General features: G+C 65.6%; 18 protein-coding genes. 6 read left to right on the top strand and 12 right to left on the bottom strand.

Annotated features, from left to right (window positions below):
* Positions 1-24: 24 nt before the first annotated feature.
* Positions 25-561 (bottom strand): hypothetical protein, encoded by a 537-nt coding sequence (locus E1832_RS06665; protein WP_245513873.1) that lies wholly within the window; start codon positions 559-561, stop codon positions 25-27.
* Positions 562-828: 267 nt separating this feature from the next.
* Between E1832_RS06665 and fumC the strand changes: the two genes are divergently transcribed.
* From fumC to E1832_RS06680, 3 genes are read left to right on the top strand one after another with little or no spacing between them, the layout of a single operon-like run.
* Positions 829-2223 (top strand): class II fumarate hydratase, encoded by a 1395-nt coding sequence (gene fumC / locus E1832_RS06670; RefSeq protein WP_133358959.1) that lies wholly within the window; start codon positions 829-831, stop codon positions 2221-2223.
* Positions 2223-2399, top strand: coding sequence for a DUF4169 family protein (locus E1832_RS06675; RefSeq protein ID WP_133358960.1), 177 nt, complete (start codon positions 2223-2225; stop codon positions 2397-2399). The genes fumC and E1832_RS06675 overlap by 1 nt, the downstream gene beginning before the upstream one ends.
* On the top strand, positions 2396-2611 hold the full coding sequence (locus E1832_RS06680; protein WP_133358961.1) for a ribbon-helix-helix domain-containing protein: 216 nt from the start codon (positions 2396-2398) through the stop codon (positions 2609-2611). The genes E1832_RS06675 and E1832_RS06680 overlap by 4 nt, the downstream gene beginning before the upstream one ends.
* 306 nt (positions 2612-2917) lie before the next feature.
* On the opposite strand, the gene E1832_RS06690 is transcribed toward E1832_RS06680, so the two are convergent.
* The 4 genes from E1832_RS06690 to E1832_RS06705 form a co-directional block, all read right to left on the bottom strand.
* Positions 2918-4297: a cytochrome P450 gene (locus tag E1832_RS06690; protein ID WP_133358962.1), complete on the bottom strand. Its 1380-nt coding sequence runs from the start codon at positions 4295-4297 to the stop codon at positions 2918-2920.
* Positions 4294-5547 carry a hypothetical protein gene (locus E1832_RS06695; RefSeq protein ID WP_133358963.1) on the bottom strand — a complete coding sequence of 418 codons (1254 nt, stop codon included), beginning with the start codon at positions 5545-5547 and terminating at the stop codon, positions 4294-4296. Before E1832_RS06695 ends, E1832_RS06690 begins: the two co-directional genes overlap by 4 nt.
* A gap of 65 nt (positions 5548-5612) precedes the next feature.
* Positions 5613-6365, bottom strand: a complete 753-nt coding sequence (locus E1832_RS06700) for a cytochrome c biogenesis CcdA family protein (protein ID WP_133358964.1) — start codon at positions 6363-6365, stop codon at positions 5613-5615.
* Between the two features lie 182 nt (positions 6366-6547).
* A complete protein-coding gene (locus tag E1832_RS06705) occupies positions 6548-9280 on the bottom strand; it encodes an Rne/Rng family ribonuclease (protein ID WP_133358965.1) in 2733 nt (910 codons plus the stop codon).
* 565 nt (positions 9281-9845) lie between these two features.
* Between E1832_RS06705 and E1832_RS06710 the strand changes: the two genes are divergently transcribed.
* Complete coding sequence (locus tag E1832_RS06710; RefSeq protein WP_165978820.1) at positions 9846-11558, top strand: calcium-binding protein; 1713 nt, start codon at positions 9846-9848, stop codon at positions 11556-11558.
* Positions 11559-11573: 15 nt separating this feature from the next.
* Here E1832_RS06710 and E1832_RS06715 read toward each other — a convergent pair whose 3' ends face one another.
* From E1832_RS06715 to purC, 6 genes are all read right to left on the bottom strand, one after another.
* Positions 11574-12908, bottom strand: a complete 1335-nt coding sequence (locus E1832_RS06715; RefSeq protein WP_133358967.1) for a sigma-54-dependent transcriptional regulator — start codon at positions 12906-12908, stop codon at positions 11574-11576.
* A gap of 23 nt (positions 12909-12931) precedes the next feature.
* A complete protein-coding gene (locus E1832_RS06720; protein ID WP_133358968.1) occupies positions 12932-14695 on the bottom strand; it encodes a sensor histidine kinase in 1764 nt (587 codons plus the stop codon).
* Between the two features lie 37 nt (positions 14696-14732).
* On the bottom strand, positions 14733-15401 hold the full coding sequence (gene purQ / locus E1832_RS06725; RefSeq protein ID WP_133358969.1) for a phosphoribosylformylglycinamidine synthase subunit PurQ: 669 nt from the start codon (positions 15399-15401) through the stop codon (positions 14733-14735).
* A 13-nt stretch (positions 15402-15414) separates the two neighbouring features.
* The gene (locus E1832_RS06730) at positions 15415-16458 is read right to left on the bottom strand and encodes a zinc-dependent alcohol dehydrogenase family protein (RefSeq protein WP_133358970.1); all 1044 of its coding nucleotides are present in this window, start codon (positions 16456-16458) and stop codon (positions 15415-15417) included.
* 45 nt (positions 16459-16503) lie between these two features.
* Complete coding sequence (gene purS, locus E1832_RS06735) at positions 16504-16734, bottom strand: phosphoribosylformylglycinamidine synthase subunit PurS (RefSeq protein ID WP_133358971.1); 231 nt, start codon at positions 16732-16734, stop codon at positions 16504-16506.
* Between the two features lie 92 nt (positions 16735-16826).
* Positions 16827-17585: a phosphoribosylaminoimidazolesuccinocarboxamide synthase gene (gene purC / locus E1832_RS06740; protein WP_133358972.1), complete on the bottom strand. Its 759-nt coding sequence runs from the start codon at positions 17583-17585 to the stop codon at positions 16827-16829.
* Between the two features lie 155 nt (positions 17586-17740).
* Here purC and E1832_RS06745 point away from each other — a divergent pair, with 155 nt between their 5' ends.
* Positions 17741-18061 (top strand): DUF1476 domain-containing protein, encoded by a 321-nt coding sequence (locus E1832_RS06745; protein ID WP_133358973.1) that lies wholly within the window; start codon positions 17741-17743, stop codon positions 18059-18061.
* Between the two features lie 168 nt (positions 18062-18229).
* A complete protein-coding gene (gene bmt, locus E1832_RS06750) occupies positions 18230-19246 on the top strand; it encodes a betaine--homocysteine S-methyltransferase (RefSeq protein WP_133358974.1) in 1017 nt (338 codons plus the stop codon).
* 169 nt (positions 19247-19415) lie between these two features.
* Here the strand turns inward: bmt and E1832_RS06755 are convergent, their stop codons facing one another.
* Positions 19416-20975 carry a trypsin-like peptidase domain-containing protein gene (locus tag E1832_RS06755; protein ID WP_133358975.1) on the bottom strand — a complete coding sequence of 520 codons (1560 nt, stop codon included), beginning with the start codon at positions 20973-20975 and terminating at the stop codon, positions 19416-19418.
* Positions 20976-20992: the final 17 nt, after the last annotated feature.

A 20992-nucleotide genomic window follows, 5' to 3' on the forward strand; every position in this document is an offset into this window, starting at 1 on the left:
GCTTCCGAGCGTGAGAGCCGCGTTCTATTGCCGTTTCAGGAACGTCTCGACCGAACGGCGAGCTTCGCCGTTGTGCCAGTCGGTGAATTTCAGCGTCAGCCCGCCCTCGGCCAGGGTTCGATCGAATTGCTGGATCTCATAATCGCCGCTCTCGTCGACGAAGAGTGAATAGATCGTCAGGGTGTCGCCGCGGATCCGGCCCCAGACAAACGGCTCTCCCTTCATGGGGTCGAGTTGTACCGCGTGGCCGAACACATTCTGCCGCATGCCGGCGCTATAGATCCCGTCACGTTCGGTGGGCAGGAAATCAATCGAATAGGACTTCGACTTGAGCCGCCCGTCGGGTTTGCGCGTGGTCGAGGTCCAGTCCACCGTGAACCCGTTCTTGTTGCTGCTGATGGTCACATCCATGTCGCGCGGAATGCGGGTTCCATCCGCCGCCACCATTTCGGCCGAGCCGACGTAATCCCCCACAAAGGGGCCGATCAGGTTGTTGGCCAGTGCCGGCACCGAGGTCGCCAGCATCGCCACCATGGCGGCAACCAGCGCAACGATGCGCATGCGACCTGCCGGACCCCTTGCTGTGACGTGCATTTCCTGACCCTTTCGATCTGACCTCGGCCATGGCGAGCGGCCCGCTGCATGCCGGTTATCCTACAATGTGGGGGCCACAAGACAATCGTCCAGGGCCGGGCGGGCGCAAATTAGCCGCCGCCGTCCGACTATGCCTTGAGAAAAGAAGAAATTATGCTGCGCGCAACTGGCCGATTGCACCCCCGGGCCGGGGCGGCTAGACGGCATGCAAGCGTATACGAAACGGAGTGAACCATGTCCAAGACCCGCACCGAGACCGACAGCTTTGGTCCCCTCGAAGTTCCCGCAGACAAGTACTGGGGGGCGCAGACGCAGCGGTCGCTGATGAATTTCCCGATCGGCTGGGAAAAGCAGCCGGTCGCCATCGTGCGTGCGTTGGGCGTCATCAAGCAGGCCTGCGCCATGGCCAACAGGGACAGCGGCGCCCTGGACCCGAAGCTGGCCGATGCCATCATCCAGGCCGCCGGCGAGGTGATCGCGGGCAAGTTCGACGACAACTTCCCCCTCGTCGTGTGGCAGACCGGCTCGGGCACCCAGTCGAACATGAACTCGAACGAGGTGATCGCCAACCGCGCGATCGAGATCCTCGGCGGCGTCATCGGCTCCAAGGATCCGGTGCACCCGAACGATCACTGCAACATGGGGCAGTCGTCGAACGACACCTTCCCCACCGCCATGCATATCGCCACCGCGATGTCCGTGCGCGACGTGCTGCTGCCGGGGCTGGAAAAGCTGCTGGCCGGGCTGGAGGCCAAGGCAGAAGAGTTCAGGGACATCATCAAGATCGGCCGCACCCATACCCAGGACGCGACGCCGCTGACCCTGGGCCAGGAATTCTCGGGCTATGCCCATCAGATCCGCCAGGGCATTGCCCGCGTCACGGTGGCGATGCCGGGGATTTACGAGCTGGCCCAGGGCGGCACCGCCGTCGGCACCGGGCTGAATACCCGGAAAGGCTGGGGCGAAACCGTCGCCACGAATATGGCCGAAATCACCGGCCTGCCCTTCGTCACCGCGCCCAACAAGTTCGAGGCGCTGGCCGCCCATGACGCGATGGTGTTCCTGTCGGGCGCTTTGGCCACGGTCGCCGGCTCCTGCTACAAGATCGCCAATGACATCCGCTTCCTCGGCTCCGGCCCCCGCTCCGGTCTGGGCGAACTGATCCTGCCGGAGAACGAGCCGGGATCGTCGATCATGCCGGGCAAGGTCAACCCGACCCAGGCCGAGGCGCTGACTCAGGTGGCCGCGCATGTGATGGGCAACGATGCCGCGATCAAATTCGCGGGCTCCCAGGGGCATTTCGAGCTGAACGTCTACAACCCGATGATGGCCTACAACCTGCTGCAGTCGATCCAGCTGCTGGGCGACGCCGCCGACAGCTTTACCGAGCGGATGCTGAACGGCATCCAGGCCAACGAGCCGCGCATCGAAAAGCTGATGACGGAAAGCCTGATGCTGGTGACCGCGCTGGCCCCGACCATCGGCTACGACAACGCTACCAAGGTGGCCAAGACCGCGCATAAGAACGGCACCACGCTGAAGGAAGAGGCCATCGCGCTTGGGTTTGTGGACGCGGAGACATTTGAAAAGGTCGTCCGCCCCGAACAGATGATCGGCCCCAAGGACTGATGGGCAAGCCGGTCAATCTGAACCGGTTTCGCAAGGACAAGGCGCGGGCCGGGAAAAAGGCCCGCGCCGACGAAAACGCGGTGAAATTCGGCCGCAGCAAGGCCGAGAAGGATCTCGACCGCGCCCGAGCGGAAAAGTCCCGCCGCGATCTGGATAGCCACGAGCGCGACGAATGAACCGCCCGCGCAAACATTCCCTGACCCTGCGCGGTCACCGCACCTCGGTCTCGCTGGAAGATGAATTCTGGCAGGCGTTTCGCGAGATCGCTGCCGAGGACGGGCGTGCGATCAATGAACTGGCAGCCGAAATCGACGTGGCGCGCGGCACCGACTGCGGGCTGGCCTCGGCGATCCGACTCTACGTGCTGCGACGGTTAAGGGCACAGTAACCAAGCGCCGTCATGCTGCGCGTATGACCCAGATCGCGCCCCACCTCACACCGGAAAAGTGGCTGTTCCAACTGTTCAGTTCCAAGGCGGCCCCGCGAGGGCGGCGTGATCCGCCGCCAGGTCCGCGATGTGGAGCGGCTGGTGGGACGGGCACGGTTCGAGACGGAGCTGGCGCGGCGCGGGTATCACGCGGTGGAGAACGCAGGTCAGATCGTGGTATTCTGTAGTCAGCAACCGATACGCGTCATTCGCTGACAGCCAATTTCTTCGAAGAAATTTGCCATGAAAATTCGAATTTTCATGGCCTCAGTCCCGGGCGATCAACCGCAGCCAGATCCCGTCCTTCGCCCGCACCGTCAGATGCGCCACCGGCACCGGATCGCGCCCCTCGACCCGCTCCACCCGGAACCGCCGCAACAGCATCGATAGCAGCAGCGGCCCCTCGACCATGGCGAACCCCGCCCCGGTGCACACCCGGGGACCGGCGGAGAACGGGATATAGGCCACGCGCTGACAGCGCTTGCCGTTCTCGGTCTGCCAGCGGGTCGGATCGAAGCCGTCGGGGTTATTCCACAGCCGTTCGTGCCGGTGCAGATGCCAGGGGCTGAGCACCAGTTGCGATCCCTTCGGCACCGCGCGGTCGCGGAACCGCTCGGGACAGGCGGCCTCGCGCACCATCATCGGCACCGGAGGATAGAGCCTGAGCGCCTCGCGGAAGACATCGCGGCTGAGCCGCAGTTTTGAGACCGCGCCGAACTCCGGCGCCATCCCGTCGGCCTCCGCCGCCAGCCGCTCCTGCCAGTCGGGATAAAGCGCCATCAGATAGAGCGTCCAGGCCAGCGCCGAGGCGCTGGTTTCATGGCCGGCGAGAAAGAAAATCGCCACCTGATCGACCATCTCCTCGGTCTCGAACCCCTCGCCCGTCACCGGGTCGCGGGTGGTCATGATCTTGGTCGCCAGATCATCGGGCGCGGTGCCCGCCTCGATCGCCGCAGCCCGCTCTGCCGTCAGCCGCCGGATCAGCCCGCGGATCTCCGCCGCGTTGGCCCTGGTCCCCCTCGGGTAAAACCGCGGCATCCAGCGCGGCAGCGGAACGAAGGCGGCAAGGTTCAGGATTGGTTGCGCGCGCTGATAGGCGCGGAACCGGTGAAACACCTCTGCTGCGATCTCATGTTCGATGGGAATAGAAAACAGCGTGCGAAAAATCACATCGGCAGCGGCGTGGCTGGTCACCTCTTCGATCTCGAGGGGATCGCCGCCCGCCTGTTCAACCTGCCACTCCAGCCGCTCCACAGTCGCCTCTCCCGCCGCCCACATAGCCGGAAAGGTGTCTTTCAGCCGCCCCCCTTCGAAGGCCGGGTCGATGATCCGGCGCTGCCGCTTCCAGACCTCGCCATTGGTCAGGAACACCGAGTTTCCCAACAGCGGCCGCAACCCCTCGCTGATCCGCCCCGACTTCGGGAAATCCTCGGGACGGTCCTTCAACACGGTCCGCACCAGGTCGGGCTGGTTGAGCAGGAAGGAGCGGAAAAACGGCGTGCGGAACTCCGCCATCCAGCCGCGATAGAGCCGCGCAGGTTGGGCCGAAAGGATATCCGCCTTGAACAGCCGGAGGTAACGCCGGAGCGAGACCTTGTCCGACCGCGCCGGCGGCTTGGGCGGCAGGGGCTGCCGGGGCACACTCATGCCGCCACCGAGGTGTATTTCGAAACCGCACGCTCGATCCGCGATTTCGACGGAACCCTGTCGCGGTACCGCTTGGCCAGCGTCATCGGCCCGGCGGTGATGCGAAAATAATCGTAATCGCCGGGCCGGTCGAAGGCGCAGAGATACTGGAAGTGCAGCCGGAAGAACCGCCAGCGCAACTGTTTCCAGCGGGTGGCGCTCAATGTTTGGGTGAAGGCGGCCGAGACCACCAGCGGCCAGCGTTTGCCCTCGGGCGCCACGCCGCTGACCGCGACCGGGTCGCACAGCGCGAAGGCGCAGCCGTCGCCGGGGGCAGAGACGTCGATCCAGGTCAGCTCGCCCCGCCCCGAAAGAAACCGCAGATCGGCGCGCAGCCGCAGCGCACCCGGCAGGAAGGACACCATCGGCACCACCTGCCCCAGCGTGAGAAACCCCAGCGCCGGACCCGCCCCCGGCACCCGGCCGGCGCGGATCAGATCGGCCAGCACCGAAACCCCCAGATGTGCGCCCGAGGAATGGCCGACCACCAGCACCTCGTCCACCTCCTCGGTCAGCGCGCCGGCGATGCGATCCGCGAATTCGGCCATCCGCGCCTCAAGCTCGGGCGGGTTGGCGCCGCGATGGCGGGCGGAATAGGCATAATCATGCATCAGGTAATAGGCAAAGAACCTGCCGTCCCGCACCTTGAACCAGCGCAACAGCGCCAGCGACGCGCCCAGGCCCAACGCCCAGCCGAGAAGCGGCGCCACCCCGCCCAGGATGCCGCCCAGCAGACCGACGCTCCGGGCGATGCCCCAGGCCAGCAGCCCGGCCAGCAGAAGCTGTCCCAGCAACATCCCAACCGGATAGAGGGCCGCGATCACCGGCCCCTTGCGCAGCCTCATCAGCCGCCCCAGCGCGCCGCTGGCTATATAGACCCAGGCGGTCTGCACCAGTTGCAGATAGGTGGCCGGGATCGAGTTGGACATGCTGTCTCGCACGATGTCGGACCAGACCAGCACCTCGACATCCGCCGCGACCGGTGCCCCCTCGATCAGGGCATTCACATGCCAGCCATAGGGGCCGCTGGTGGCCTTGGGCCTGAGCGCAATCTCAAAGCCCGAGATCGCCGCCTGCGCGGCCGCCTCCTTGCGGTAGAGTTCCCGATAGCGGCGGGGATGTATCGGATCGTAACCGGGAATATAGAACACCCGCCGCCGACGCACCCGCCGCGCGTGCTGATCCGTCTGACCCGCCTGCTCGTTGCCCATACCGCCCTCGTTCCTGAGCGGATGTTAACCGGTTTTTCGGGCGAGAGTAAGGCGTCCGCTGGGCCTCAACCCAGCGTGGCCAGTGCCGGAAAGGTTTCCAGCAGCCAGTAGGAAAACGCCGAAAATCCGCCGGTCAGCATCAGCAGGCCGATGGTCCAGAGCAGCAGGCCCATGATCCGTTCGATCCGCTCCATATGCCGTTTCATCCAGCCCATCAGACCGCCCAGTCGGGGCAAGAAGGCGGCGACCAGGAGGAACGGAATGCCCAGGCCCATCGCATAGACCGCCAGCAGCACGGTGCCGCGCGCCACCGAGCCCTCGGAGGCCGCCAGCGACAGGATCGCGCCAAGCTGCGGCCCGATGCAGGGGGTCCAGCCAAAGGCAAAGGCGAGGCCCAGAACATAGGCCCCGAGCGCACTGCCGCCGCGGTCGCCGACATCGAGCCGCGCCTCTCGGTCGAGAAATCCGATGCGATAGACACCGACGAAATGCGCACCGAAAATCATCACCAGGATGCCCGCCCCGGTGTTGAAGGCGGATTGGTATTGCAGAAAGACGGTGCCGATCGCCGAGGCGGTGAACCCAAGGAACAGGAACACCGTCGACAGGCCCAGAACAAAGAACAGCGCCGGCAGCAGCGCCTTGTTGCGGGCGGAGCGCCCCGCGCTCAGCTCGGTGACCGAGACACCGCTCATATACGCCAGATAGGGCGGCACGATGGGCAACACGCAGGGCGACAGAAAGCTGATGATCCCGGCGGCCAGCGCCACGGTCATGGCGGGGATCAGCCCCGCGTCAAAGATATCGATTCCGAACATTCCTCTGGCATAGGCCATCGCCGCGCCAAGGTCACGGGGCCATGCGGTCACATCCTCGTGGACGGGGGCAGTCAGACGCCGGCCGCTCTGGGAACAAGGACGCCACCTGTCAGATCACTGCGCAAAAGACAGGCCCCGGACCAGAGGTCCGGGGCCTGTGCCGTCTCATTCAGAGGACGGGTTTACTTCCCGCCAATGGACCACCAGCCGCGCCGTTTCGGCTTGGACTCCTGCTCCGCCACCGCCGGCTCGGCCTCTGCGGCGGCCGGTTCCGGCACGCGCTCGGGCTGGGGTTCGGCCTGGGGCTCGGGCTGGGGTTCGGGCGCAGGCTCCTGCGCAACCTCCACCTCGGCGACGGGTTCGGGCTCCGTTGCGGGCACCACCGGCGCCGGCTCGGCCTCTGCCGCGACCTCGGGCTCTTCTGCCACGGGCTCTTCTGCCACAGGGGCCTCGACAGGTTCGGCCACCGGTTGCGCCGCAGCCTCTGCCACCGCGGGCTCCGCGACCGGGGCCGGTTCGGCCTCGGCGACGGGTGCCGCCTCGGCCTCTGCCGTCGCGGTTTCGGTCACCGGCTCGGTCTTCTTCGTGCGCGAGCGGGAGCGGGTGCGCCTGGGTTTCGGCTTGGCCTTGGGCTCGGCCGCCTCCCCGTCCGCGCCCTCTTCGGCGGGTTTGGCCCCGTCGGTTCCGGCCTCGGTGACCTCTTGCGGCGCCGCAACCGGCTCGCCCGATGTCCCGGTGTCGTCCTGATCCTCGGCCTCGCCGCTCTCGTCAGTGCCGTTCGGGCCGCCGTTTTTCGACTTCCGCCGCCGCCGCCGCCGCTTGCGCTTGGGCTTGGGCCCTTCGTCGCCGGTGTCGGCCTCGACAACCGCAACCTCCTCGGCCTCGACCTCGACCTCTTCGATCTCGACCGGCTCCATCAGCGATGCATCGACCGAAACCACCATCGCGGTCGCCTCGGGCACAACCCGGGTCGCCGTCTTGAACTTCTCCAGCGTGAAATCGGGGCTGATCAGATGCACGTCGCCCTCGACCCGGACCGACAAACCATAGCGGGTCTCGATCTGGGCGATATGCTCGCGCTTCTGGTTCATCAGGTAGTTGGCGATACCCACCGGGCACCTGACCAGCACCTCGCGCGAGCGGCGGCGCACGCCCTCTTCCTCGATCTGGCGCAGGATGTTCAGCGCCATGTTGTCGTCCGACCGGATCAGCCCGGTGCCATGACAGGCCGGGCATGGCTGGGTCGTCGCCTCGATCATGCCGGGGCGCAGGCGCTGACGGCTCATTTCCATCAGGCCAAAGCCCGAGATGCGACCGACCTGGATGCGGGCGCGGTCGGTCTTCAGCCGGTCCTTCATCCGTTTCTCGACGGCGGCATTGTTCTTGCGCTCGTCCATGTCGATGAAGTCGATGACGATCAGACCGGCCAGATCGCGCAGCCGCAACTGGCGCGCCACCTCGTCGGCAGCCTCAAGGTTGGTCTTGAGCGCGGTCTCCTCGATCGAGCCCTCCTTGGTGGCCCGGCCGGAGTTGACGTCAATCGCCACCAGCGCCTCGGTCACGCCGATGACGATATAGCCACCCGACCTGAGCTGGACCGTCGGGTTGAACATCGCGCCCAGATAACTTTCGACCTGATAACGCGCGAACAGCGGCATCGGATCGACATAGTGTTTCACGTTCTTGGCGTGGGACGGCATGATCATCTTCATGAAGTCCTTGGCGATGCGATAGCCCGCCTCGCCCTCCACGAATACCTCGTCGATCTCGCGGTTGTAGAGGTCGCGGATCGAGCGTTTGATCAGATCGCCCTCTTCATAGATCTTGACCGGCGCCATGGATTTCAGCGTCAGTTCGCGGATCTGTTCCCAGAGCCGCTGCAGATACTCATAGTCGCGCTTGATCTCGGCCTTGGTGCGTTTGGCGCCGGCGGTGCGGATGATCAGACCCGCGCCCTTGGGCACGTCGATCTCGGCCGCGATTTCCTTGAGCTTCTTGCGGTCGACGGCGTTGGTGATCTTGCGCGAGATGCCGCCGCCACGGGCGGTATTGGGCATCAGCACGCAATAGCGGCCGGCGAGCGACAGATAGGTCGTCAGCGCGGCGCCCTTGTTGCCGCGTTCTTCCTTGACCACCTGCACCAGCATGATCTGGCGCACCTTGATCACTTCTTGGATCTTGTAGCGGCGCGGGCGCGGCTTGCGCGGCGGGCGGATATCCTCGTGGTCGTCGTCATCGGCGACGGATTCGATGGAGTCATCCTTGGCCGCCGCGTCGCTGCGTCCGGTCTCCTCATCGGCCTCGTCGTCACCGTTTCCGGTCTGATCCTCGTCCGCGGCCTCATCGGCCGCGTCCGCGTCGGCGTCCATGGGTTCCTCGACCGGGGTTTCGGCCACCCGCTCCATCGGCGAGCTGCCTTCGGCCACCGCCTCGGCATCGGCCTCGCCCGGTTCGGACAGGTCGATGGTCTCCATGCCGCTGATTTCGGTTTCGACCTCCTGGGTCTCCACCGCGTCATCGGATTTCAGATCCTCGGCTCTGGTCCTGGATTTCGGGCGCGAGCGTGACGACCGGCGGGAAGAGGGTTTTCTTTCCTCTTCCTCATCCTTGGCGCGCATCGCGTCGGCATAGGCCTGTTCCTCGGCCATCAGCGCTTCGCGGTCGGCCACCGGGATCTGATAATAATCCGGGTGGATTTCCGAGAATGCCAGGAAACCGTGACGGTTTCCGCCGTAGTCGACAAATGCCGCCTGAAGCGAGGGTTCGACCCGTGTTACTTTTGCCAGATAGATATTGCCAGCCAGCTGGCGTTTGTTCTCGGATTCAAAATCAAATTCCTCGACCTTGTTTCCGTCAACCACCACGACGCGGGTCTCTTCCGCGTGAGTGGCGTCGATAAGCATCTTCTTTGCCATATGTCCTTGTTGCACAACCGCAAACGCGCCCGCCCAGGCGGACGCGCGCGTTTGGGGTGGTGTCTTGTCAGGGCGATTGGTGACGCGGCGCGGCACGGTCCGTCGGACGGACCTGAAACCTGAATGTTCAATGCTCGCGCGCGCTTCATCGCGGTTCTTCTCCGACAGGTCGGGACACTCCCGTTGCCTGCCCGTTATTTTACCCCGTCTGCTTCCAGGCAGGGTCAACTCATTGCCCGAACCGGGCACTATCGGTCTGTCCAGACTTTCGGATCAATGCCGGTCAAGGCTGAAACAGCGAATCTCTCTCCGGGCGACTGACGCCAAAGCGCATCGACCCGTTCACACACCATAAGGGAGCCGGATGGGAAAATACAATGGGCTTGTTGCACCGCCGCCACGGAATTCGCCATGACGATCCATGCGATTGCATCAGGCGGCCATTTTCGCGCCGCCGCTGCCGGGCGCCCCGGCGTCGGCGGCGAAATTGTCACAGCCCCCATTCTGCGCTAATATGTCGACCGAATTCCCCCATTACCGCACCGCCCGGCAGGGAGACACTGTCATGGCTCTGATCAAGGACAGTTATGAGGTCGGCGACGACTTCGCCGATGAGACGCTGGTTTTCGATGCGGAAGACGATTTTGTCGCCTCCGGCCCCTACGACCTTTATGGCCTGATCAGAACCGGTGGCGGCGACGATGTGGTCATCGGGTCGGCGGACTACAAGCAGACCATCCTCGGCGGGCGCGGCAACGACACCCTGTCCGCGCGCGGAAAGGGCAGCGTTCTCAACGGCGGCAGCGACCACGACGTTCTGAGCGTCCCCGACATCTCAGACGGCAGCCGGGTGTTCGGCGGCACCGGCCGCGACACCATCAATTTGCACCTGAGGCTCGAACAGCCGACGGGACAGGTCCGTCTGGACGGCAATCAGGGCCGCGACACGCTGTTTCTGATCGATTATTCCAACCTTGGGGCGCGGGTGGATCTGAACGCCGGGACCGTGAAACGGTCATCTGACGGGAAATACGTCACCGTCGCGACGGTGCAGAACATCGAAAAGGTCACCGGGACCAGTTCCACCGTCGGCGGCGATCATCTGCTGGGCTCGGACCGGGATGAGTATCTGGACGGTCGCCAGGGCGACGACGTCATCCAGGGCAAGGGCGGCGACGACATCCTGATCGGCGGCAGCGGAATCGACAGGCTGTCCGGCGGCTCCGGCAACGATCTGATCTTCGACGGTGATCCGCCGGGCCTGCCCGATACCAGCATCGAACCTCCCCTGGTCCAGGAAGTGCTGCGCGGCGGGGCGCACGACGATGTTCTTGTCGCCATGTACGGCGACAACAAGCTGCTCGGCGGCACCGGAAAGGACGTGCTGATCGCGCGCGGCATCCACGACACCCTGCTTGGGGGAACCGGCAACGATACCGTCAAGTTCGGCGGCGTTTTCGAAACTGACCCGTTGCGGTACAAAAATGCGCTGGACCCGTTCTTTACCGGCGAGTTTGAAATCAACCGCTCGATCCAGCGGATGAACGGCGTCAAGGCCGACGGTGGGCCGGGCCGGGACATGATCGACTTTTCCGACATCATCGCCACCGGGACACTCGCCACCCCCAAAGCCCATGGGATCGTACTCGACCTTGCCACCGGCGCCGGCGATGTCCGCGAGAGCGTGAACCTCGAGTTCACCGCGAAGAACTTCGAAGACGCAAGAGGTTCATTTCTGGGCGACTGGCTGACCGGATCGGACAGGAAAAATGCCATTTACGGGATGGAAGGTCCGGACAGGATCAAGGGCCTCGGCCAGAACGACGAACTCTACGGCGGGCGGGGAAACGACCGCCTGTCCGGCGGCCTCGGCGACGACACCCTCATCGGCGGCGCCGGCAAGGACACCCTGCGCGGAGGCCCGGGTTTCGATGAACTCATCGGCGACCATTTGCCGGATTTTCTCGCCTCGCGATCCGGCGTCGATACCTTCATGATGGAACCGGGGGGCGGTCTGGACTGGATCGTCGATTTCACCATGACCGGCCCCACCCGCGACACGCTTGACCTCAGCCGCTGGCACCTGGAGGGCCCCGCCGCGCTCGACTTCATCGACGTTGCAGAGGGATCGACCGATCCGGTCCGAGGCGGAACAAGCCATGTCGACGGGGTCTGGATCCTGCCCAAGACCGGGTTTGCCCCCTCCGACGCGACTTTGGGCGTGTTTCTGGCAATTGTCAGCGCTCCCGAAGTCAACCTGGACACGCTGATCTTCTGATCCCGCGCCCGGCCCTCAGAGATAGTCCGACCGCTGCAGCCCGTATTTCGCCATCTTCTCGTTCAGCGTCCGGCGCGGCAGGCAAAGCTCGTCCATCACCGAGGCGATCGACCCCTTGTGCCGGCGCATGGTGTTGTCGATCAGCATCCGCTCGAACGCCTCGACGTATTCCTTCAGCGGCTTGCCTTCGGTTGTCATCACCGGCTGCATTTCCTCGTGATCCGACATCAGCAGCGAGGCGATGGTGCCCGACCCGCGCCGGGCCTGCAGCACCGCGCGTTCGGCGATGTTGATCAGCTGACGCACGTTGCCCGGCCAGGGCGCCTGCAACAGCTGCGCGGCCTCCTGTGCGCTGACCTTGGGCGCTTCGCACCCGTATTCCTCGGCAAACTGCTCGGTCAGGCGGGTGAACAGCGTCAGGATGTCCTCGCCGCGCTGGCGCAGCGGCGGCACCGTCATCCGCAGCGCCGCCAGACGATAGAACAGATCGTTGCGCAACACATCCTCGCAGGTCTTGCCGGCCTCCTGGATGTTGGAGATGGCGATGATCCGGGTTTCCGAGGGCATGCCCTGTTCGTTGATCGCATTCAGCAGCTTGGCCTGCAGCGCCTCGCTCAGGGTCTCGACGTCCTCCAGCACCAGCGTGCCGCCGCGGGCCTCTTCCATGGCGGGGATCTGCGCATCCTCCGGCATGACCGGACCGAACAGACGTTTGGACAGCGCCTCCTCCTCCAGCGCGGCGCAGCTCACCAGCACGAACTTCCTGCCCGCGCGGCTGCCCGCCGCGTGCAGCGCATGCGCCACCAGCGTCTTGCCGGTGCCGGTCTCGCCCTCGATCAGCACATGGCCGTCGGCCTGGCTGAGATCAAGAATATCCTCTTTCAGCCGCTCCATCACCGGCGATGCGCCGATCAGCTTTTTCATGATCTGGGTGCCGTCGCTCAACTCCTTGCGCAGCGCGCGGTTGTCGAGCGTCAGACGCCGGGCGTTGGCGGCCTTCTTGGCCAGCTCCGACATCCGGTCCGGGTTGAACGGTTTTTCCAGAAAATCGAACGCCCCCAGGCGCATCGCCTCGACCGCCATCGGCACATCGCCATGACCGGTGATCATGATCACCGGCAGCGCGCTGTCGGTGCCCATCAGTTTTTTCAGGAACTGCATCCCGTCCATCCCCGGCATCTTGATGTCTGAGATCACGATGCCGGGATAATCCGGCCCCAACGCCTTGAGTGCATCCTCGGCGCGGGCAAAGGTTTCGGTGTCGTACCCCGACAGCGCCAGCCACTGGCTGATCGACTGGCGCATGTCCTGTTCGTCGTCGACGATGGCAATTTTCATGGCCTGTGCCATATGCCCAAGTCCTTTCGTTCCTGTTATTCCGCTGCCTCGATCCCCTCGTCGAGGATCGGCAGCTGCATCTCGAAGACCGCGCCGCCGCGCTGGCCGTTCCGCGCGGTCAGGCGGCCGCCAAGGTCGCTGACAATGCCCGAGGAAATCGCCAGGCCCAGCCCCACGCCGTCGCCCGGCTGTTTGGTGGTATAGAACGGCTCGAACAGCGAATCGAAGTCCTCGATCCCCTCACCGTTGTCCCGCACCGTCAGCGTCGCGGTTTCGCCGGCGGCCAGAATGATGTCGATCTCCGGATCCTTCACCGATTTGGTGGCATCCAGCGCGTTGCGCAAGAGGTTGATCATCACCTGCTCGATCCGCATCCGGTCGCCCATGACGCGCACCGGCGTTTCCGGCAGGATCTTGGTGATCTTGACGTGGCGCTGGCGCAGCTGTGGCTCCATCATCGCCAGCGAGGAGGCCAGCGCATCGCCGAGGTTGACCGGCGAGAACATCTCGCTGCCCTTGCGGGCATAGGATTTGAGTTGCCGGGTAATCGCCCCCATCCGCTCCAGCAGATCGTCGATACGCCCGAAACTCGCAAGCGCCTCCTCCGGCCGGTTCCGGCGCAGCAGCAGGCGCGCACCGGCCAGATAGGTCTTCATCGCCGCCAGCGGCTGGTTCAGCTCATGGCTGACCGCCGCGGACATCTCCCCCAGCGCCGCCAGTTTCGAGCTTTGCGCCAGGGTCTGCTCGGCGACGGCAAGGTTCTCCTGCACCCGTTCGCGCTCGGCGATTTCCCGCTGAAGCCGCAGGTTCAACGCCCGAAGCTCTGCCGATTCCCGTTGGAACAGCGCCATGCGCACCGCCGTCTTGCGGCTGAGGAAATAGAACGCCAGCGCCAGCAGGATGGCAAACCCCATGATCTCCAGCGCCAGCACCGCGTTCACCTTTTCCCGGATCGAGGCATAGGTGGTGAAGGACGCCATACGCCAGCCGCGAAACGGAATGCGGGTCTGCATCCGCATCACCGCCTCGCCGCCCAGATAGGCATCCGCCGGCACCGCGGTCCAGTCGGCGGTCAGCCGGATCGCCCGCTGGATCGCGCCCTGCGGATCCTGTTTCTCCAGCGCCTCCGCCTCGCTCAGCCCGCGCCAGCGCGGCTCGGTCGACAGGATGATGGTGCCGGTACTGTCGGTCACCAGCACCGCGTCGGAAATGCCCGCCCAGGCACGTTCGAATTTTTGCAGATCGACCTCGACCACGATGACGCCCAGAATGCCCGAACCATCGGTGACCCGGCGCGAATAGGCAAAGCTGTAGCCGCCCGCCTCGCGCGGGATGACCGAGAACACGGTGGAATTGGCACGGATCGAATCGACGAAATAGGCCTCGGCGCGGCGTTGCTGGCCCAGCCGGTTGCGGTCGGTCGCGGCCACCGTGCGCCCATCCTGATCCAGCAGGATCAGCGAGGCGGCGCCGATCTCTTCGACAAAGGAAATCAGCCGCTGGGTCGACAGGCTGAAATCATTGGACTGGAGCGCCGCGATCAGCGCCGGGTCACGCGCCAGCAATTGCGGCACGATGGCATTGCGCCGCAGCTCGCTCAGCAGATTGCCGCTGTACAGCGCCAGCCGCAGATCCGCGCGATAGCGGGTGCTTTCGGTGAAACGGTCGGTCAGCAGCCGGTTGGTCACCCATACCGTCGCCACCGCCGCCGCCAGCAGCAACAGCAGCGCAACCCGGACCCGCCAGCTTATGGCAGAGGACCGGGCCCATCGGACAGCCGTTGTCTGTGGCACACTCATGCCCGACAGGCTACGCTGCAGCCCGCGCAGGCTCAAGTCACGCAGGGGCGAGCAACCCGCCCAATGCGCGGAAGAACGCCGCCCCGTCGGTGCCGCCATGGCCGGGATCCGCCGCCCGCTCCGGGTGCGGCATCATTCCCAGAACCCGGCGGTTGTCCGACAGGATGCCGGCGATGTCGCCGACCGATCCGTTGGGGTTGTCGGTATAGGTAAAGGCAATCCGGTCATCGCCGCGCAGGGTTTCAAGCGTCGCCTCGTCGGCGAAATAATTGCCGTCGTGGTGAGCGATCGGAATGGCGATCTCCTGCCCCTTGGCATATCCGCCGGTAAAGGCGCTGTCGGTGGTCTCGACCCGCAGCCCGACCGTCTTGCAGATGTATTTCAGCCCGGCGTTGCGCAGTAGCGCACCGGGCAGGATACCGGTTTCGGTCAACACCTGAAAGCCGTTGCAGACCCCCAGCGCGTAGCCGCCGCGCCCGGTATGGGCCAGCACAGCCTGGCAGATCGGCGATTGCGCCGCGATGGCGCCGCAGCGCAGGTAATCGCCATAGGAAAACCCGCCCGGAACGCCGACGATGTCGACCCCGTCGGGCAGCGCGGTCTCCTTGTGCCAGACCATATCCACCGCGAACCCTTCGCGCTGAAAGGCAACGGCGAGATCACGGTCGCAATTGGACCCGGGGAAAACGACAACGGCTGCGCGCATGGAACGGGCTCCTTCAGCTCGTGAAATCGGTGATGACGGCCACACCGGGCGGGGCCGGATGGTCAAAGGCGGCCAGCTCGTCGCTGGCCATCGACAGGGAAATGGTCCTGGTGATCAGCGGGCGCAAGTCCACCGACTGCGCCGACAGCAGATCAAGCAACGCCGGATAGCGCCAGGCGGGCATGCCGCGGGTGCCGTAGACGGCCAGTTGCCCCGAATAGATCCGGTCCATCGGCAGACTCATGCTTGCGTGGTCGCCGGCGGGCATACCCACCTGCACCATTCGCCCCAGCTTGCGCAGAGACGTCAGTGCGGTGACGGTTGTAGCCTCGATCCCCAGCGCCTCGACCGCCACATCGGCGCCGCCGCCGGTGATCTCGCGCACCGCCTCTGCCGCGTCTGTTTCCGCCGCATTGACGACCGCATGGGCGCCCAGTTTTCGGGCATATTCCAGCTTTTCCGGCACCACGTCGACCACGACCACCCGCGCGCCGAGCGCGCGCCCCAGAATCAGCGCGGAAAGGCCGATGCCGCCGCCACCGATCACCGCCAACCATTCGCCGCCCCGCAACTGCGCGCGGCCGGTCAGCGCGTGCCAGGCGGTGGTCACCCGGCACCCCAGCGCGGCAGCGATTTCAGGCGCCATCTGTGCGGGCAGCGCCGTCAGGTTTGCGTCGGCATGATCGACCCGCACGTATTCGGCAAAGGCGCCGGGACCTGTAAAGCCCGGGATCACCTGCGTCGCGCAGATCGTCTGATTGCCGGCGGTGCAATCGGGGCACTGGCCGCAGGCGAGAATAAAGGGCGCGATCACCCGGTCTCCGATCCGCCAGCGGGCCACCCGGGCGCCGACGGCCACCACTTCGCCGCAATATTCATGCCCCGGAACATGCGGCAGGCTCACATCGGGATCGGCCCCGGTCCAGGCGTGCCAGTCCGAGCGGCAGACACCGCAGGCCATCACCCGCAGCACAACGCCATCGGGCGCCGGCTCCGGGTCGGGCAATGTGGCGATCTCCAGCGGCGCGCGCCATGCGGTGAGCTGCGCGGCCCTCATGCCCGCTGCCCCCGTCCGGGCGCGCTGTTGCCGGCCCGCGCCATCTCAGCCCAGCTCGATCTCGTAGCTTTCGATCACGGTGTTGGCGAGCAGCTTTTCGCACATCTCGACCACCTGCGCCTCGGTCGTGCCCTCGGCGAGGTCCAGGTCGATCACCTTTCCCTGCCGCACACCCTCGACGCCTTCGAAGCCCATCGCCCCGAGGGCATGGCGCACCGCCTCGCCCTGCGGGTCGAGAACCCCCTTCTTCAGCATCACATGCACCCGTGCCTTCATCTGTCCTGAACTCCGGTCGTTGCGCAGAAACCCCTGCGGGCTTCTTCTCGTCTCACATGGTCATATCCCCCGCCCGGACCCGGGCGCGGGAGTCAGTTGATCAGCGTCGGCTTGGTCACCTGGGTATTCTTCGGCATCACGCCCAGACGGCGGGCGACCTCGGAATAGGCATCGGTCAGGCTGCCCAGATCGCGGCGGAACACGTCCTTGTCCAGCTTGCGCCCGGTCTCGATATCCCACAGCCGGCAGCTGTCCGGGCTGATTTCATCGGCCACGATCAGGCGCTGGAAATCGCCGTCATAGACGCGGCCGATCTCGATCTTGAAATCCGCCACGCGAATGCCGACCCCGTACATCACGCCGGAAAGGAAATCGTTGACCCGCAGCGCCAGGCTGAGCACATCGTCCATGTCCTGCTGGCTGGCCCAGCCAAAGGCGGCGATATGTTCGTCGGTGACCAGCGGATCGCCGAGCGCGTCGTCCTTGTAGCAATATTCCACGATCGGGCGCGGCAGTTGCGTGCCCTCCTCGATCCCCAGCCGCTTGGACAGCGAACCGGCGGCGAAATTCCGCACGATCACCTCCAGCGGGATGATCTCGCAGGAGCGTACCAGCTGTTCGCGCATATTCAGGCGTCGGATGAAGTGGGTGGGCACACCGACCTGATTCAGACCGGTCATGAAAAACTCGCTCAGGCGGTTGTTCAACACACCCTTGCCCTCGATCACGTCCTTCTTTTCGGCGTTGAAGGCAGTGGCGTCATCCTTGAAATACTGTACGATGGTGCCCGGCTCGGGGCCTTCGTAAAGGATTTTCGCCTTACCTTCATAAATCTTCTTGCGGCGCGCCATGCGAGACCTTTCGACAATCCGTCGGGGATGAGTCCCCGCGCTTTGTGCCCTCATAGTGCAAGGGCGGCAGTGTCGCAAGCGGACGCACCCTCTTGCGGTCGGCCCGATGCGACGGCATACCGGAGCAAACAGTCATTTTTCAGGGGACCGCACCCATGACCACATTCGACGACCGCGAAAACGCCTTCGAGAGCAAGTTTGCTCATGACGAAGAGATGCAGTTCAAGGCCCAGGCGCGTTGCAACAAGCTGCTGGGTCTTTGGGCCGCCGCCCTGCTGGGCAAGTCCGGCACCGAGGCCGAGGACTATGCCAAATCGGTGGTGAAGGCCGATTTCGAAGAGGCCGGTCACGAGGATGTCGTGCGCAAGGTCGCGGGCGATCTGGGCGACAAGTCGAGCGCAGACGAAGTGCGCGCCAAGATGGCCGAACTGCTGCCCCAGGCCAAGACCCAGATCATGAGCGAAACCAGCCGCTGAGCCGTCCCGGACGCCGGCCGCAGCCCGGGCCGGCCCTGCAACCGGCGATGGGCCTCATGATGTTCTTGAACTATTCGGAATTGCCAAGACGCCCCGTCCGTGACAGACGGGGCGCTTCTCCATCAGCGCGCGCGAACGCCCCCCACTGACCGCAACGGAGCGACGGACATGACCAACGCCCTTTCCAAGATGCTGGCCGAAAAGGAATATCTCCTGGCCGACGGCGCCACCGGGACCAACCTGTTCAACATGGGACTGCAGTCGGGCGACGCCCCCGAGCTGTGGAACCTCGAGGAACCGGCCAAGATCACCGCGCTCTACAAGGGGGCGGTCGACGCGGGAAGCGACCTGTTCCTGACCAATACCTTTGGCGGCAATGCGGCGCGTCTGAAACTGCACAGCGAAGAAAAGCGCGTGCGCGAACTGAACCGGGTCGGTGCCGAACTGGGCCGCAACCTGGCGGATAAGACAGAACGCAAGGTCGTCGTGGCCGGCTCGGTCGGTCCCACCGGCGAGATCATGGAGCCGGTCGGCAGCCTCAGCCACGCGCTGGCGGTCGAGATCTTTCATGAACAGGCCGAAGGGCTGAAAGAGGGCGGCGTCGACGTGCTCTGGGTGGAAACCATTTCCGCCGCCGAAGAATTCCGTGCCGCCGCCGAGGCCTTTGCGCTGGCCGGCATGCCTTGGTGCGGCACCATGAGCTTTGACACCGCCGGGCGGACGATGATGGGCATCACCTCGGCCGATCTGGTGCAGCTTGTCGAAGGCCTGCCCAACCCGCCGGTCGCCTTTGGCGCCAATTGCGGCACCGGCGCCTCGGATATCCTGCGCACGGTTCTGGGCTTTGTCGTCCAGGGCACCGAGCGGCCGATCATCTCCAAGGGCAACGCGGGCATTCCGAAATACATGCACGGGCATATCCACTATGACGGCACGCCCGAACTGATGGCCGATTACGCGGTGATGGCCCGCGATGCCGGCGCGCGGATCATCGGCGGCTGCTGTGGCACCACGCCAGAGCATCTGGCCCACATGCGCGAGGCGCTCGACACCCGCCCGCGCGGCGAGCGCCCGACACTGGAGCAGATCACAGCGGCGCTGGGGGCCTTCACCTCGGCCACCGACGGCACCGGCGACGATGACGGCGGCGAGGCGCGCACGCGCCGGCGGCGGCGGCGCGGTTAAGCCGGGGCCAGCGCCCCGTCACATGTGCAGAAGATCGCGCGCCGAGCCTGAGGAGTGCGATCCTTTGGACGCCACCGGCCTCGGGGCTGTCTCGTCCATTGATCCGAATGCCCGGCATAGGACGGCACCAGACCGCGGGCGGGCGCAGCTGCCCGGTGGACCCCCTGCCCTAATCTGCCTCCCGCGCCTCCAGCAGCGCGCGGACATAGCGCACCGGCACGCCCAGGTTGGAGCCGCCGAACACCGGCATGATCGCGCTATTGACCGCGATCACCGCGCCGTCCAGCGTCAGGACCGGCCCGCCGCTGCCGCCGTGGGTGGTCTCGGCGTCATAGACCACCGCCGCCACGGTCGCCTGCCCGACGATGCCCCGACTGGCCAGCGGCGAGATCAGCCCCGCCTCGGCCAGTTTCGCCGCCACCGTCCAGAAATCGGTGTCGCCACCGGCCTGCAACTCCTCCACGAAGGCGGCGCCCGATTGCGCCAGAAGCGACATCAGTCCGGTGGGATACCCCATCACGATCACCCCGTCGCCCGGCGCGGCCATCTCCTCGGCCAGTGGCAGACCGGGCGGCAGCGCCTCGCCCCCCTCCGGTTCCAGCAACGCAAGATCCGCCTCTTCGCTCACCCGCAAAAGGCGCAGGGGCACCGGGTCGGGACGGTCGGGGAAAAAGGCGATGAAGCGGGTCATCACCGGCTCAAGCGCCGAGGCGCCAAGGCGCAGCCCAGGGCTCTCGTCCCAGGGCCGGGCCACGTGGCGGTTGGTGACCAGCAACCCCACCCCTTGCAGCGCAAACCCGGTTCCGTTGAACTGCACCTCGGCCACCGGCCCCTCGCCCTGCAATGACAGGAACGGCTGTCCGCCCGGTTGCAGCAGCGGTACCCCGTCAGGCGTCACCACATGGCGCAGCATCCGGCCGCTGTCGGTGTCGCGCAGACCGTAGCCGCCCTGGATGAAGGCCACCGAGAGACGCGCGGTGCCGATCACCCGGCGGGCCGCCTCCGAGCGCGCCTCCAGCGTCTCGAGCCTTTCGGCGGTGCTGCCCAGTCGCCCTTGCAGATCCTCGCGCAGCGCGTTCAGATCGCTCTCACGGATCGCGTCGCGCCGGGCCTGCGCCAGTTCGGCCGCGATGGTATCGACCTGAATCCCGCCGCTCTCGATCTGTGCCCGCAGGCGCCGGTCGGTCCGGTATTGCAGCACCACCGCCACGGTGAGAATCGCCAGCATCAACAGCACCGTCCCGCGGAACAGCACAGTGGTATCGCGGAGCAGACGCCGGCTCAGATCGCCCGAGGCATGCGCCGCCCGCGACGGCAGCGGCCGTCGGCTCGCCCGCAGGTAGGACAGCGTATCGCCCATGATCTCGCCCAGCGTCGGCACCGGCCGGTGCTGGTTGTCATAGACACGGATGCGCGAGATCGGGCCGGCCTCGCCGAATTCAATGACATCGCCGGGGCGCAACCGCGCCTGCCGGAGCGGCGATCCGTTGACCCAGAGCGAGGCCCCCTCCGGCGCCTCGATGTCGAACACCGCGCCGCTGCGCGCCAGCCGCGCGGCCAGCGTGGCGCCCTGCGGCGGCTCCTCCTGCTCGGCGGTGCAGACAAGCCGACGATCCGTGGTCAGCCACAGGCCGATACGGGCGCCGGTGATCCATGTCACCTCGCCGCGGCACCGACCGGTCAGATGCTCCAGCGCCGCGACGACAGGGCCTGGGGTCAGATCCTCCATCGCGGCTCATGGCACGC

This window comes from Antarcticimicrobium luteum (assembly GCF_004358185.1).
Classification (GTDB): domain Bacteria; phylum Pseudomonadota; class Alphaproteobacteria; order Rhodobacterales; family Rhodobacteraceae; genus Antarcticimicrobium; species Antarcticimicrobium luteum.